The organism is Micromonospora sp. IBHARD003, from assembly GCF_056106285.1.
The window spans coordinates 1-15,832 of record NZ_JBWBBX010000002.1 but is presented as its reverse complement, the minus strand read 5'-3'; the positions used below and the strand labels follow the sequence as shown (position 1 = coordinate 15,832).

The 15,832-nt window shown below is 69.8% G+C and carries 10 protein-coding genes; 9 read left to right on the top strand and 1 reads right to left on the bottom strand.

Translation table 11 applies throughout. The features are described 5' to 3' along the window. The first annotated feature begins 417 nt into the window (after nucleotides 1-417). The 9 genes from ACTWOL_RS35885 (at nucleotide 418) to ACTWOL_RS35845 (ending at nucleotide 15,288) form a co-directional block, all read left to right on the top strand. A complete protein-coding gene (locus ACTWOL_RS35885; RefSeq protein ID WP_474301349.1) occupies nucleotides 418-2,010 on the top strand; it encodes a DUF2397 domain-containing protein in 1,593 nt (530 codons plus the stop codon). Continuing rightward, complete coding sequence (locus ACTWOL_RS35880) at nucleotides 2,007-3,383, top strand: DUF2398 family protein (protein WP_474301348.1); 1,377 nt, start codon at nucleotides 2,007-2,009, stop codon at nucleotides 3,381-3,383. Before ACTWOL_RS35885 ends, ACTWOL_RS35880 begins: the two co-directional genes overlap by 4 nt. Next, the gene (locus ACTWOL_RS35875) at nucleotides 3,380-7,618 is read left to right on the top strand and encodes an SbcC/MukB-like Walker B domain-containing protein (protein WP_474301347.1); all 4,239 of its coding nucleotides are present in this window, start codon (nucleotides 3,380-3,382) and stop codon (nucleotides 7,616-7,618) included. Before ACTWOL_RS35880 ends, ACTWOL_RS35875 begins: the two co-directional genes overlap by 4 nt. Next, nucleotides 7,615-8,892: a DUF2399 domain-containing protein gene (locus ACTWOL_RS35870; protein WP_474301346.1), complete on the top strand. Its 1,278-nt coding sequence runs from the start codon at nucleotides 7,615-7,617 to the stop codon at nucleotides 8,890-8,892. Before ACTWOL_RS35875 ends, ACTWOL_RS35870 begins: the two co-directional genes overlap by 4 nt. Nucleotides 8,893-9,006: 114 nt before the next feature. Beyond that, nucleotides 9,007-9,525, top strand: coding sequence for a hypothetical protein (locus ACTWOL_RS35865; RefSeq protein WP_474301345.1), 519 nt, complete (start codon nucleotides 9,007-9,009; stop codon nucleotides 9,523-9,525). Nucleotides 9,526-9,977: 452 nt separating this feature from the next. Further along, complete coding sequence (locus ACTWOL_RS35860; protein WP_474301344.1) at nucleotides 9,978-11,066, top strand: nucleoid-associated protein; 1,089 nt, start codon at nucleotides 9,978-9,980, stop codon at nucleotides 11,064-11,066. After that, entirely contained in the window at nucleotides 11,047-12,048 is a 1,002-nt protein-coding gene (locus tag ACTWOL_RS35855) for a RelA/SpoT domain-containing protein (RefSeq protein ID WP_328336026.1), read from the top strand. The genes ACTWOL_RS35860 and ACTWOL_RS35855 overlap by 20 nt, the downstream gene beginning before the upstream one ends. Next, entirely contained in the window at nucleotides 12,045-12,674 is a 630-nt protein-coding gene (locus tag ACTWOL_RS35850) for a hypothetical protein (protein ID WP_474301343.1), read from the top strand. The genes ACTWOL_RS35855 and ACTWOL_RS35850 overlap by 4 nt, the downstream gene beginning before the upstream one ends. Before the next feature lie 124 nt (nucleotides 12,675-12,798). Then, nucleotides 12,799-15,288, top strand: coding sequence for a helicase associated domain-containing protein (locus ACTWOL_RS35845; RefSeq protein WP_474301342.1), 2,490 nt, complete (start codon nucleotides 12,799-12,801; stop codon nucleotides 15,286-15,288). Nucleotides 15,289-15,513: 225 nt separating this feature from the next. Here ACTWOL_RS35845 and ACTWOL_RS35840 read toward each other — a convergent pair whose 3' ends face one another. Continuing rightward, entirely contained in the window at nucleotides 15,514-15,669 is a 156-nt protein-coding gene (locus ACTWOL_RS35840; RefSeq protein ID WP_161198861.1) for a hypothetical protein, read from the bottom strand. Nucleotides 15,670-15,832 lie beyond the last annotated feature (163 nt).

The window sequence follows — 15,832 nt, the reverse complement described above, 5'->3', positions numbered from 1 at the left end:
GCGTGAAGGCTCATCCTCAACGGCCACGCTTATGGCCCGGGCTTCATCCATCAACATGGCTGAATACCTTCCTGTGACTCGCGTAGGTGAAGGCTGCGATTCCCCCTGCCGGTGAACCGATTCCGCAGGTGGTCCCCTTCTCGCCGCAGCAGCCATCGATGCAGCTCAAGCACTCCAGTGACAGTGCGGCGTAGGGGAGTTGACCGGGAGCGGTTCTTGATCGCCTCTGTCCGAGGAGGATGTGATGCATTTACGTCACACACGGCATGACAGGGGATCCCTGAATTCATGCCTTTCCGAGGGCGTTGTCAGTGGGGGCGTCTACTTTTCAAAGGAGGCTTGGGGCAAGCGGCCGTTGGCGTCGTCGATGGGGGAGTGGTGTCACCAGCAGAAGAGAAGCCCGCCGCAACCGACGGCGTGACCGACGCGCGTAAGGTCGTGGGATATCTGGTGCGGCCGGAGTCCAACGAATACATCGCGATCATGGATGTGCTGGAGGGGTCGGTGACTGACCTGACGGTTGCCGAGATCGCGGCAGCACTGGCGACTTCCGGAGTGCGCTTGGACGCACGCCTGGTGGAGAAGCGCTTGGACGCGCTGAAAGACATGGGCGCGGTTTCGTTCCGGTCGGACACCAGCCACGCACGCCGGTACGCCGAGATCCTGGCCCGGAACTGGCGTTACACCGCCAGTCCTGCGGGCCGGCACGTCCAGCGTTTCTACCGCCAGGTCCTGGCGGGAACGGTCACCGCGCGGGAAATCCCGATCGTGTCACTCAGCCGCATCGTGTCCCACCTCGAGCAGCTCGCCACGGCCCTGGGCAAAGGCGAGCCCGATGCCGGCCGCCTCGACGCCGCCGTGTTGGACGCCGTGAGCACCGTGTTCACCAGCCACGATGACCTCGATGCCGCCCTGGTCGGGGCCGAGGACGCGCTGATAGGTCTCGCGGACCGGTTCGACCTGGATGAGGAACGCACCAATGACCTCAAGGGCCTGCTGGTCGACTATGCCACCCGCGTGGCAGCCGAACTCGACTCCGGTTCCGCACGGGCCGCAGCGGCACTCGTGGTGCTGCGGCCGTGGTTCGGCCTGCTGGCACAGGCGGCTGTGGATGCCTCCCAGGCGCGCGACCTCATCGCCGCCGGAGCTCTCAGCGCCTCTCGCGGTGGCCGCGCGGAGGATTGGGAGGGGCTGCGCGCCTGGTTCGATACCCGCACTGGGCGGGCAGCGCGGTTTTCGCTGCGCCTGGTACGGGCGCTGCCGGGCATGCACGCCAACCTGCGCCGGCTGCACTCCTCGGCGGGCACCGCCTCCACCCGCAGCCGCGCTCTGGCTCTCGCCCGGGCAGTGCTGACCCCGGAGATCGGGGTACAGATCTTCCAGGCCGCGGTCGGCGACCACTCCTGGCGCAAATTCTATGGCCAGGCCGACGAGGACGACACGGGCCGCAATCCGTCCTGGCGGGGCGGGCCCCAGGTACCGGTGCCGATACTGCTGCGCACCGTCGGCCGGTCCGGTCCGCGCGGCAGAGGCGCTGCACCACGTGACGACACCGCGGCCAAGGCCCAGGTAGCCGAGGCCCGGGCACGCCGCCAGGCCGGACACCAAAGGGCACTTGCCGCGGTCCTGGCCTCGGTCCCGGGCCAGCCGTTGGACGAGGCGGCAGCCCGAGCCGCTCTCGCCGCCCTGATGGCCGCCGCCCGGACCGCCGCAAACGGACCCCGCCGCACCGGGACCAGTGGCGGCCTTGCCTGCACGCTCGTCCACACCGGTTCCGGCACCGGCATCCTGAACGCCCCTACCTGGCGGGTGCTCCTGCCCGGACGCATCCCGCTCTTCCACCAGCCCGGCCAGCGCCCTTCCACCGCGGCCCTGGCCGCCCTGGCGGGCACCACGACAACAGACGACCCCTCGGCACACACACCCCTGCGCATCATCCCGCACACCAGCCCGAACACGCCCGAAGTCGACACCTCCGACCTCATCCCCCGGCAGGAGGGCGCAGCATGAGCGAGGCCACGGACACCCCCGCACACGAGCCGGCGCCCGCACCAGACACGGCAGCTGCTCACCCTGCGCAGCGGAGGCGCAGAGCATGGCACCCCGAGGCCGACGCCGAGGCCGCCGCACTCCTGCGCCGTCTGGCGGCCACCTGCTGGCTCATCGGCGGCCGCCACGACGAACTCATCGCTGCGGTACGCCGCAACGAGCACGCGCTGCGCTCCGCCGTCGCCCGGCTTGGCTGGGTGCTGATCATCGAACGCGACCTGGTGCGCCTGCGGAAAAGCCCGCCACCACGCCCCCAGGCGTGGGCCGCCCAGGGACCGAGCCCCGCCGCCTGCTCCTGGTTCTTCCTGCTGCTGGCAGCCGCCGAGTCGATGCCGCCGCGCACCGCCCTGGGACACCTGGTCACCCAGGGCCACGCCGCCGCTGCCGAGGCCGGACTGCCCACCCACCACGACATCGCAGAACGCCGCGCCATCCTGGCCGCCCTGCACATGCTTGATGACCGCGGCGTGGTCGAGCGTCTCGACGGTGACCTCGACCGTTACCTGCACGACGAACAGGCGCCCGTACTGCTGGCCGTCCACCACACCCGGCTGGCCTATGTCATCGCCAACCCCGGCACCCTCGACCCGGCCGCGGATCCGCACGCATGGCTGGAACAGGCCCACCGCGAACCGGACGCCGCCCGCCGGATGCGCCGCGCGCTCGTGGACGACACCTGCGTCCACGCCGCGCTGCTGGACGATGCCGAGGCGCAGTGGCTGAGCCAGCGCGTGCGCGGCGACGACGGCGGCCCGCTGGCCGACGCCTTCGGGCTCGTGCTGGAACGCCGAGCGGAGGGCGCCGCATTCGTTGTGCCCGACGAGGCCTTCCGGCACTTCCACGAACTCGGCCCGATGCCCTTCCCCGCACCCGGCACCATCGCCCATGCCGCGCTGCTGCTGCTCGACCACGCCGCCCTGCACGGCACCACCGACAACGCTCCCGGACCAGGATGGCGCGGTCTGACCCAGGAGGCGGTGATAGAAGCGCTGACGGCATTCGGCGCCAACAACGCCTCCGGACGCGGCGGCTGGAGCACCGAGTACACCCAAGACCCCCTCCTGCTGGCGGGCAAAGTCGGTGACCTGCTGACCGGCACCCACCTGGCCCGACTGACCCACACCGCCCCGCAGACCGACGAGAAGACGATCTCCATGTGGCGGCTCGCCCCCACCACCGGCCGCTGGGCGGAGGAAGGCACCGCCCTCCCCAAGACCGCCCGAACCCGCGTTCCCCGCGGCACACCGACCCCCAAGCACCCCCGCATCCCCTTGCAGCAGGGCCTGTTCAGCGAGACCGAGGCCGAAGAGAACACGGAGGAACGCACCGCATGAGTGACATCCTCGACCTGGACTTCGCCCAACCCCCGGCGCCCGCACCGTCCGGCGACACCGGCCGCTTCGGCGGTCGCTGGCGACTGGTCGGCGCCGGACTGTCGAACGTGTGGCGCTACGGCGACCTGGACCTGCCCGCCGCATCGGGCCGGCTCCTGCTGCGCGGACCCAACGGCACCGGCAAGACCACCGCGCTGGAAGCCCTGTGGCCCTACCTGCTCGATCTGAACGGAGCCAAGCTGGCCGCAGGCAAGGCACGCCCCACCACACTGAAACTCCTGATGAGCGAAGGCGCCCCGGCCAAGGGCCGCCGTTACGGCTATCTGTGGCTGACGTTCGCCGCCCCGGCCGACGAACCGGCACCGAACGCACCGGACGGGATGGCAGCAAACGGCAGTGTCGTCAGTTTCGGTGTCCGGCTGCAGTACTCGCCCAGCTCCACCCCCGCCGTCAGCGTCGTCCCCTTCACCGTGCCCGGCCGCCCGCTGAAAGACCTGGCGCTGCGCGGTGCCAACGGGAGCGCGCTGGAGCATGAAGAGTTCTCCGCCCACATCGAGGCCGCCGACGGACGGGTCTTCGCCGAACCCGAGGAGTACGTCGAAGACCTGGCCGCCCGTATCTGGTCCACCACCTCCGCCGAACTGCGTCTGCTCGCCGCCCGGCTGCGGGAGGTGCGCAATCCGACCCTGCTGGGCGACGTCTCCCCGGCCGCAGCCGCCGACGCGCTGCGCCAGTCCCTGCCGGGCGTGGCCGAGGACGTTCTCACCGCCACCGCCGAGGCCCTCGCCGAGTCCGACACCACCCGTGAAGCGTTCGAACGCGACGAGCACGCCGCCACCCTCCTGGAGGAGTTCGCCCGCGTGTGGACCGGGCACGTCGTCGACGTCACCCGCGCTGCCCACGCGGCCGCACGCCACGCCCACGACGACGCCAGCACACGTCGCCGCCGCGTCCAGCAGTGCATCGGCCTGCTGGAGACCGCAAAGGCCGATGCCGACCAGGCCGGTGGCGACGTCCAACGGTTCGAGGAAGCCCACCAGGAGGCCCAGGCCGCCGCCCGTGCCATCGAGACCAGCGATGCCTACCGCTCCCACGGGCGCGTCATGGACCTGCGTAAACGGCTGCGCGCCGAGCAACACGCCGCGGTCAGCAGTTACGACAGCCTGCATGCTGCCGCTCAGCAGGCCCGGACACAGACCAAGACCGGCCGGGACGCCCTCGACGACATCATCGGCGACCTCGAGGAGAGGGTGGCCGGCGCGGAAGCCGCCGGTGCCCAGCCCGTTGCGCTGGAAACCCTGCTCGCCCACCACCCCCGGGCCCGCGTCACCCGCCCGGTCGCCGACCGCGTTGCCGATCCAGGCCCGGGCATGACACTCACCCACGACCGCGAGGGTCTCGAACAGCTTGCCGCCCAATGGACAGCCCGAGCCCGCAATCACTGCTCCGCGGCCGACAAGGCCGCGCTGATTCTGCGCGACCACGACCCCGTCGCCGCGGCCCAGGAGACAGCCGCCACCGCACACCACACGGCAGCCAGGGCCGAAAGCGACTACGACGAAGCCAGCCAGGCCCATGACCGCGCCACCGCAGCAGCCCGCACGGCCGCCCGCCAGGTCCTCGCCGAGGTTGCCCAGTGGGCACCAGGGCATTCCGCTCTGCGTGGCCTGCACGACGAAGCGGCCTTGGACGGGGACGAGCTGACGGTGTGGGACACCAACGACGTCGATGCCCTCACCCACGCGGAACCCGCCGCGGTCCGTGACCAGCTCAACGCCTGGGCCGACCAAGCCCTGCGCATCGGCGAAACCCTCGCTGCCGGTCACGAGAGCGCAGCCCATCAGCACCTTGCCACCGCAGCAAGCCTCGATGTCACCGCTGCGCAGCACCGCTTGGAAGCCCGCCACCTGCGTTCCGGACGACTCCTGCCGCTGCCGCGTCCTGCCTGGGCGGGGCCGGGCGAGGACGACACCGCCCTGGGCGCCCTCCTCGAATGGCACTCCGCCCTGCACGGTGCGGACGACCGCAAAGCCCTGCTGGAGCTGGCCCTGGCCAGCGCCGGAATCCTCGGCGCCCACCTGCACGAGGGCGGCGCCACCACCCACGCCTGGCACATCAGCCCTGCGGGACCTGTCCAAGAGCACAACCTGACCGCCGTTCTCGACATCGCGTCCGGCCATCCGCACGCCAGCCTCGCCCGCGCAGTCCTGCAGCGCATCGCCGTGGCCGACACCGCCACCGACCACCGGCACACCTTGGCGCTCGTCATCGGACGCGACGGCACCTTCACCGCTGGCCCTCTCACCGCAGACCCCGTTACCGCCCTGCGTACCACCGGCCATCAGATCCCGGCCGCCTCGCACATCGGCGCACGTACCCGCCTGGCCCGGGCCCGTGCCAGGGCCGACGAACTCGACACCGCCGCGCTGGAACTCGAGTCCAGCGCTGGCCACGAGCGCCGACTCGCAGCCGAACGCCGCACGCAACGCGACACCCTCCGCGACCAGGGACGAGGCTTCCCTCCGCGGGACGCGCTGACCACCGCCGAGGCTGAACGCGCCCGCACCGCGAAGACGGTGCATGAACGCCACAGCACCGCACGGACCCTGCGTCAGCGGGCCGAGGACGCTGCGGTCGAACACACCCGCCTGCGCACCGCCTGGGAGACCCGCGCCCGAAGCCTGGACATGCCCGCCGACCCCGCCGATCTGGCCCAGCTGATCGAAACAAGCCGGGAATCCGCCGAGAAGCTAACCGGCTGCGCCACCCAGCTGGCCACCCGGCTGCTGCCCCGACTACAGCGCATCGTGGACAGTCTGCCCGATGAAGCCGCCCTCACCGAGCGGCTCGCCGACCTCCAGCACACCGCCCAGGGCATGCACACCACCGTGCTGGAGACCCAGGCAGAACTCACAGAGGTCCAGTCGTCCCACGGCGACGCCGATGACGCGGCACGCCGCTACGAGCAGGCCACCGCACAGGCCAAAGAGCTTCACAAGCAGCTCACACTCGCCCGCGAACAGGCCCTTGCCGCCGAGAAGCACCTCAGCACCCGCGAAGGAGAGCTCACCGCCGCCCAGAGCCGCCTCAACGACGTCCTCCCCCTCCAGAAGACCACCCAGGCACATCTGACCGCCCTGCTCGCCTGGCCTCCCCTCGCCCAGGCCCTGGGAACCGACCCCCACCTCGCTTCCCAGAACGCCGACACCGCCGATCTCGCCGCCGTCGGAGACCTGCTCGCCCGCCGCCCCACCGCCTCCAAGAAAACCCTCGGCGAGCGCTACGACACCGTCCGCGCCGAACTCGCCCAGACCTGGACCATCGCGCGGGACGACCCGCCCGCCGGCATGGAACAGCTCGACACCTTCGTCCTGACCCACGCGGAAACCCACTACGACCCCCTCAGCGCAGCCCAACGCGCCCGAACCCTTGCCGACCGGGCCAAGGCCGCCCTCGACGCCGCGGAAGCGGCAGCGCTGCGCGACTTCGTCATCGGCCGGCTGCCCACCGCGATCGGTACGGCATGGGCTGCCCTGACGGGATGGAAGAAGACGGTCAACCGCAAGATGCGGGCGGCCCAGGCATCCTCCGGCGTCGGCGTGCAAGTCCAGATCGACCTGCGCAGCGACCTCGACGCCGCCACCCGCACCGTGTACGAACTGTCCTGCAAAGTCGGCGACGCCCTGCGCACCGACGCGCAGAAGGAAGAAGTCGGCCAGGCCCTGCAGTCCCTGCTGGCCGCCGCGGACGGCTCCACCATGAAAGAACGCCTCGCCACCGCCGTCGACATCCGCAACTGGGTCGAGGTCCGCTACCTCGTCGAACGCCCCGGCCCCGGCGGAAGGCCCGTCACCGGCCACTGGGGTTCACGCACCGGCCTGTCCGGCGGCGAACGGCGCCTGGTGGTCCTGGCACCCATGCTCGCCGCGATCGCCGCCAGCTACGACCGCTTTCCCAGCACCGGCCTGCGCCTGGTCCCCCTAGACGAAGTCCCCGCCGAAGTCGACGAACGCGGCCGCGAAGGGCTGGCCCGCTACCTCGCCGAACTCGACCTGGACGTCCTGTGCACCTCCTACCTGTGGGACGGCGCACCCGGCGCCTGGGACGGCATCGACGCCCACGACCTCGAAGCCGGCGCCGACGGCACCATCGTCGCCTTCCCCATGCTGATCCGGACCGGCCAGGCCCTGCCGGAGGACACCGATCCCGCGCTGCCCGCCGGGGGGCCCGTATGAGCTGCCCGCTGTGCGGCGACGCCTGCACGGACGCCGATCTGACTCCGCTGCTCACCCCCGAACTCACCTGGCTGTGGCTGGCCCTGGCGGCGGCGGCCGACCGGCGCGGGGACGAGACCCTCACCGCAGGCCCCGCGGTCACCGTGACGGTGCCGGCCGCGCCGGCCGAGCGCGCGGCAGCAGCCGGCCTCATCGGCGGACGCCCGCTGGAGCCCGGCCAGCGGCGCCGCGTCAGCCTGGAGGAACTGACCGCGGCGTTGGCCACACGCGGCCCCTCACTCACCCCCGGCGCTGTCGCCGCCCACGCTAGCACCCGCCGCCTGGCAGCAAAGGCCCGCAGCCGCGCCGAGCACACGGCCGCATCCGACCGGCTCCGCACTCAACTCGAAAGCGCCGTCGCCGGCCTGCCCCACCACGTGCGGGAACGCGTGGGAGCGGACACCGTCTTCAGCCGTCTGCACAGCGCCGGATGGATCACCCGACTGCTCAACACACCGGATCCCGCTGCGCTGCTCGCCCAGGCGCTGCAGGTCGCCGGCAGCCTGCCTCCACCCGGCCGGCGCATCGACCGCCGCACGCTGGTGCCGGGCAACCCCCATGCACTGGACAGCGGAGCCCTGCCCGCGCTCGTCCTCGCCCTGACCGGATCCTCCGCGAGCACGGTGCGCTCCAGCTGGGCCCGACTCGGAGTGGACTGCGACGACCTGCTCGGCGGACTCATCATCACTGGAATCACGCCCCGAGGATGGCGGATACCGCCCGGCGCGACCTTCACCCTGCCGCCCAGAGAACTCGCCAAGATCGCATGGGAGCGTCCCGAGATCCCCGGTACGTGGGTCTTCGTCACGGAGAACCCGTCCGTGCTCGCCGCGGCGAGCACCCACGCCCTGGCCCAGGACACGGCCACCACACCACGGGTGATCTGTACGGCCGGCACACCCTCACAGCTGGAATGCGAAGCCGTCGGTGCGCTCTCGGACGCCGGCTGGCGCATCGCCGTCCGCGCCGACTTCGATCAGGCCGGACTGGCGCACATGCGCGCTCTCCTCGCTGCCGCACCGGCCGCGGTCGCGTGGCGGATGAGCGCAGCCGACTACCTCACGGTTGTCCCCGGGGGCACCGAAACCCTGCACCTGCAGGCATCGGATGCTCCCTGGGATGCGAGCCTGGTGTCCGTGATGCGGGAGCATTCCGTGCCCGTATACGAGGAGGACCTCCTGCCCGCACTGCTCGCCGACATCACCGTCGGCACGCCGGGCTCATCCCAGCCCTAAGGTTCCGGCAGTCCTGCCGCGGCCCTCGCCATGGTGTGCAAGCTCAGCGAAGACGTACGTGCCAAGATCCAGGCCAACTTCCGCGGTGTGCTCGCCTCACACGGGCGCCCGGCCGTGGAAGAGATCGAGGTCAAGAAATCGAACCTGCCGGACCGCGTGTACGAGTACCTCACCCAGGAACGTGGCCTGGTGGACGTCTCCGTCGACCTTGCCGAACTGCTCTGGGACAGCCAGAAGGGGAAAAGCAGCTCGGCCGGGCTCCTCCTCGTGGCGACCGCCCGCCTTGCTGGCAAGCGGGCGCTCCTCATCGTCAAACTGGAACAAGAAGGCGGCCTCCGGGCCCAGGACGTCCTCGTCAACGGCAAACGCACCTTCGACATGAGCTACTTCGCCGATCTTCTGATGACCGAGCACAACAAGATCTACAAGGCCGCTCTGTTCTGCGTCGACGGCGTCTCCGAGGACAGCCCTATCGAGGGACGGGCTGCCAGGCCCCCACCGGAGCCCTGCGTATCGCCATCCTCCCACCAGACACACGCAACGCACCGGCGGGTGCGCGCAACAGCACCGGCCACGACGTGCTGGTGCCTGAGCTTCGGCCGCTTCACGAACGCAGAAACCCCGGCTCGGTAGCTGGCCGCCGGGACCAGGGACATGAAAACCGGCACGTTCCGGCACACTGCCGCAGACAGGCCAAGTTAGGCCGCACGTCCGCGCCGTAACGTCCCATCAACTTGCCCGTAAAGCCCGCCTTGTTCGCGCCCGGACCGGACGGAACCGCTCAAGTACCACGCATGCAAAATAAGTCACACGGATATGACTTGGGGGACACGAGCCATTATCAGCCACTACGCTCACCCATGACAGAGCGTAAGCAACACGGCCGGGGGGAGCCTGCCGTGCACGACGCTCCCCGGGGGTGTTCCAGACGAGCGCCCCTTCTTCTTCCGCAGCGACCCGTCCGGGATGCGCGTCCGCGGTTCTCCCCGGCGCCCCCAGATCGGGGGCGCGCCTGGCCCTACACCGAGGTAGAAATGCGTACGGATTTTGGTGAACTCGTCATCAAGCAGACCATCGTGCATTCGGTGCCCACCCGGCTGAAGAAAGATCCCAGGAGCTACACGGTCGAGCTCAGCGACGAGGCCAGCCCGCTCTCGGACAAGGTCCAAAGCGCACTGGAAAAGCGGCTGGTCAAGATCTTGAATACTCATGCCTGTTCAGTGACGGAGGACCCCGAGCCCAAGTCCCCGCTCCCGGACTGGGTGCGGGACTTCATGGCCGAAGAACAAGATCTTGTCGAGGTCTCCGGCCACCTGGCTCGCCACCTCCAGGACTGCCAGACTGGCTCCAACTCCCGCGGGCTGCTGGTGGTCGCCCAGGTCCAGCTGGCCCGGCAACGCGCCCTGCTGCTGGTGAAGCTGGAGCAGGAGACCGGCATGCAGGCCCGGCGCGTCGGGGAAGAGGGCAAGCGGACTTTCGACGTCCAGTTCTACGCCGACCTGCTGTTCACGGAGAAGGCCAACGTCTTCAAGCTGGCGCTGTTCACCGCCGACGGCGCCAAGGAGGACATGCTGCAGGCATGGGCCGCCGACCGGCAGCGCTCCACCCGGCGCATGGCCGGCTTCTTCCTACACGACTTCCTGGGCTGCACGTTCACGGAAGACCCGGCCGAGGTGACCGGCAGGTTCCACGACGTCGCGCTCAAGTGGGTCAACAGCCGCCTGAGCGAGCCGGCGGACGCCCAAGCCCGCATCGACTACACCATGGCGATTCTCTCAGAGCTGCAAAGCACCCCGGAGACCATCAACCCCCGTGAGTTCACCGACCGGAACCTGAAAGGAGATCACAGGAGGGAGTTTTTGGCGCACTTGTCCGAGAACGGCATCCCAGAGCAGACCTTCGTCAAGGACACGGAGCTGATCGAGCCGCGCCTGCAGAAGATGCGAGTCGATTTCTCCAGTGGCGCCTTCCTCGTCGCCCCTCTGGACGCGGTGGAGGAGACCGTGACGTTCGAGGCTCTGGCGGACGGCCGCACCACGGCCACCGTGACGGGCGAAGTCACCAACACCCAGGGCTTTTCACCGCCCGGCGGACGCAGCAAGAAGCCGAGCCCGGCCGCACAGACGACCGTCACCAGCCCGGTGGAAGACAGCCGTGACACTGACGGTCAATGAGGCCTTCCACCGCTACGTGGCGGAAGAACCCCGCATCAAGGAAGCCGCCCGGTGCACCGCCGACCACATACGCCGGCGCGCCGTCCGCGACCAGTTCGACTGCGTCGTCTCCCAGCGCGTCAAAGACGTAGGGCGCTACGTCGCCAAGATCCACCGCAAGGGCTACACGGATCCCTGGAAACAAGTCACCGACAAGGTGGGAGTGCGGATCACGGTACGCCATCCCGGCCTGTTCGATCCGGCTCTCGGCCTGGTCAAGGACGCCTTCGGGGTCGGCGACGAGGCCGTCCAGGACTACCGCCGCATGCTGCCGGGCCGCGAAGACCGCTTCGAGTACCCCCGACTCCATGTCCAGGTCCCGGCCGTCGGTGACTACACGGACCCGGACGGCCAACCGTACGAGTGCGAGATCCAGATCCGCACCCCCGTCGTCGACGTCTGGGCCAACGACTACCACCGCCTCGCCTACAAGCCCCCCGGCAACCTGCGGATCCCCTCCGATGTCAGTCGTGCGCTGTACCGTGCATTTGCCCTGGTAGAGCTGTACGACGCAGAGATCGGGCGGGTGATGGAGGTGTTGGATCAACATCCCGATTTCACCCGCGGCAACAGGCTTTTCGTCGAAGCAGAACGCATCTACCGCACGTTTGCCCAGCACTCCTTCGACCGGGAGCTCTCCCATGAGGTCATCGACGTACTCCAGCAAGTGATCCCCGACGACATCAGCGGATACAACTACCGACTGTTCGAGTTCGCCGAGCGCTACCGGGACCGGTTGACCCGCGACTACGTCAGGTTCGGCCCGACCAGCGACCACTTCCTCGAGGACGGCCGCTACATCTTGGCCTCGCAGCCGGAAAGTCTGATCATCTTCGAGCGTCTCGACTACGACAGCTTCACCCTGCGGGACCTGTGGAACGAGAGCGCGTTCGCCGACACCATGCTCTATGACCTGGCAGAAATTTGGGGGATAGACCTGTGACCCGACCGCCGCAGCCCGAACCTTCCGGTGTCGTGGCCGCCACCGCCATGTTCGTCGAGGTCCTCGTTGTCGGCATCGGCTTCCTCACCGGCCTGGGCATCCTGGCCGCGGCCATCGCCGGCGCCGACAACACCCGCCGACTGGCCCCTGCGGCGGGCACGCCCCTCGCGGCCGGCGCAGCCCTCGCATGCGCCTACGCCCTGGGCATTCTGATCGACCGCGCCGCCGACACCGTCCTGGCCGCCGTCCGCCGCCGCCTGCGCAGCCAGTCCTTCCCCACAACCGCCGCCTACGCCCAGGCCCGCCTCAAACTCGCCGAGATTCCTGCCCTGGCCGCCCGTGCCGACTACGCACGCTCCCGCCTGAGGATCTGCCGCGGCTGGATGCTCAACAGCATCTTGTTCACCTTGGCCACCGATCTCGCACTGTGGCGCTACCCCGTGGAGCACCGATCCCTGCTCCTCGCCACGGCAACCGTCCTGGGAGCCCTGGCCGCTGTCGGCTTCTACCTGTCCTGGCACACCATCACCGCTACCGGCTACCGCAAACTGGCCGCGCAGACCACGCCCGCTGTCACGCACACCGTGCCCTCCCAGCCCCCGGCGCCCGCACCTCAGACCCCCTGACCCCGGGCCAGCGACGGAGCTGCACGCGCTGTGCGGGAGGGACAGCCATGACGGTAGGGCAGGACTGACAGAATCGGATGGCGCCTGCCGCCACCGGCCTGCAACGCATCGCCCGGAGACTTCCTTGGAACCGTCCCTGCCCCCGGCGGCTGAGCCGCAGCCGCTCACCGCCCAGAACCTGCACACTCTGGGGCTGGACCTGCCCTCACGCCGTGGGCGGCACCCCAAACCGGTATCCCTGTATGAGGATCAGCAAGAGGCCCTCCGCAGGATCCTCAAGCACCTCAGCCGTCCAGGCACCCGCGGCTCGTATGTGGCCGCGACCGGCACCGGCAAAACCCTCGTCGCCAGCCGCGCCGCCCGTCAGCTGGCGCGCCGACTGTTGTTTGTTGTCCCCACGCTCGACCTGGCTGCACAGACCGCCCTGGCACTGCGCCGCGACGGCCACCGTGAACCCCTCGTCATCGTCTCCTCCATGGACGCAGCCGCCCACGACGCCCTGGCCCAAGCGCGCGTCGCCTCCGTCACCGACTACCGCCTCCTCGCCTCCCTGCTTGCCGCCGTCGGCACGGGACCCAAAGCGCTTCCCGGCCTGACGGTGGTGTGCACCTACGACTCCCTCGACAAGATCGAGAACACCCAGCACACCTCACACCAGGTCCCGCCCTTCGACCTGGCCGTGATGGACGAGGCCCACCGGATCGCCGGCCGGTCCGACAAGAAATGGGCCGCGGTCCACGACACCACGCGCATCCGTGCCGACCGCCGCCTCTACATGACTGCCACCCCACGCATCTTCGCCGCACCTGACCTGGCCGAGTCCGCGAACCTCTCCCGCCCCCGCGGCCGCCTGCTCACAGCGGGGGAGGGGAGCGAGGCCCGCGCCAACTCCATGGACAACCCCGCCGTCTACGGCAAGAAGATCTTCGAATACCCCCTCGCCCGAGCGATCGAGGACGGCCGGGTCGCGGACTACCGGATCATCGTCCCCACCCTCACCGACGACGACCTCCGCGCCCGCCTCAACCTGCCCGCCCCCGGCACCACCACGGACCAACAGCCCGCTACCGACGAGGCCCTGCGCACCACCGCCCTGCACCTGGCCGTCCTCAAAGCCATGACCACCCACCAACAGCGCCGCGTGCTGGTCTACTTCAACCTGGTCGAGGACGCCAAACGCTTCGCCCGCGAACTGCCCCACACCCTGCGACGCCTGCGCTCCCACGCCGACCTGCGCCCCGACATCGACCCGCGCGTCTTCTTCGTCCACGGCGACATGCCCTCCGCGCAACGCGCGGACACCTTCGCCCAGTTCGCCGCATCCTCCTGCGCCATCCTGACCAACGCCAAAGTCATCGCAGAAGGCGTCGACATCCCCAGCGTCGACGCAATCGTCTTCGCCGACCCCACCCGCAGCGTCATCCGCTGCGTCCAGGCCCTCGGCCGCGCCCTGCGCCTGTCCGTCAGCGGCAAGATCGCCAGCCTGGTCATCCCCGTCTACATCCCCCCGGGCACCGACCCCAGCGACATCCTCGGCACCGCCTACGAACCCGTCTGGGCCATCAGCACCGCCCTAGCCAGCCACGACCACCGCATCCTCGAACGCCTCCCAGGCAAAGCCAACCGCCTCCCCAAAGAGATCAGCGACCTCATCCAGCACCGCTGGCACTTCGACTTCACCGTCCACCCCGAGCACGTCGCCCGCGCCCTCGACCTCACCTCCTTCAACCCCCACGACACCGCCGTCTCCCGCTCCCGCCGCGCCGGACTCGCCGCCGCCCAGGCCTACCACGACACCCACCACCACCTCGACGTCCCCGCCGACTACACCGACCCCTACGGCTACGCCCTCGGCAGCTTCATCACCGCCATGCGCGACGCCCGCACCGCCGGCCGCCTGGACGCCGCCTGGGCCGCCGAACTCGACGCGCTGGACATGATCTGGGACAAACACGACGCCGCCTGGCGCGCCCAGATCACCGCCGCCACCGACTACCACCGCGCCCACGGCCACCTCGCCGCCCCCGCCACCACCCCCACCGGCGCCTGGCTCGCTGAACAACGCTCCCTGGCCGCACGCCGCGGACTCGACCCGGCCCGCGCCGCCGCACTCACAGCCATTGACCCGGACTGGCAGTTGCCGCACGGCCCGGACTGGCACCGCAAGTACCACCTGCTGCGCACGCACCTGGCCGCCGGGAACGACCCGGCAGCCCTCGAACGCCACACCGTCCTTGACACGGTGAAGATCGGCAGCTGGCTCCACCGCCAGCTCACCGGCTGGAGCAGCCTCGCCCCTCGACAGCGGCTCCTGCTGACCGACATCGGCCTCACCCCGCAGACCCATCCGCTAACCATGAGCCGCCGCTCCCGCCGCACGTTCGCCCAGACCGTGCAGATCCTCGAGCTCTTCCTCCACCGTGAGTACCGCGCGCCCACCGCCCGCGAGGAAATCACCGTTGACGGCGAGCGCGTGAAGATCGGACCCTGGCTCGCCAAAACGCGTTCGCAGCACAGGGCCGGCCAACTACCCCAGGAACATGCCGCGTTGGTGGCATCACTGTTCGACGGTGACTGGATCGACGAGGGCGCGCTTCCCGCGTCCCTGCCGTAAGTGCCCTACGCTGCCATCAGCGTGCCGCCTTTCGGTCCCCGACGTGGTTGAGAGGGAGCTGTCGCGGGCGGACGGCCCTGGCGGGGCCTTCTGGCCATGACTTAGCCCCGGCGACGTGACCGAAGCCGGCGGGAAAGCGAGGCCGTCCCCGCGCCGTGGGGAGGATCGCGGAGACGGCTGCCGGCGTACAGGTGAACATGCTCGGCGAGGTACAGATGGATGCGTTCAGTCGTAGACCTGCTGCGGTGGCACGCGGTGGGGCAGTGGCTGACGCCAGTCGCCCAACCGGGCGACGAGGATCCGGCGGGCCAGAGTTCGTACCTCGCCCCAGCCCGCATCGGTGGTGCGGGCTGGGGCGAGACCATCTTCTTGCTCGGACACACGACTCCTGACACATCGACAGACGACCCCCTCCCGACAGCCGCAGGGGGAACGGGATCCGCGAGCGTCACGCCAGCTTCCCGACCCAGGAGAGGCATGAGCCCCAAATCAGGAAACCCAGAAACTTTTCGCCGAAGAAAGCACCCGCCCTCTTCCAGAGCCC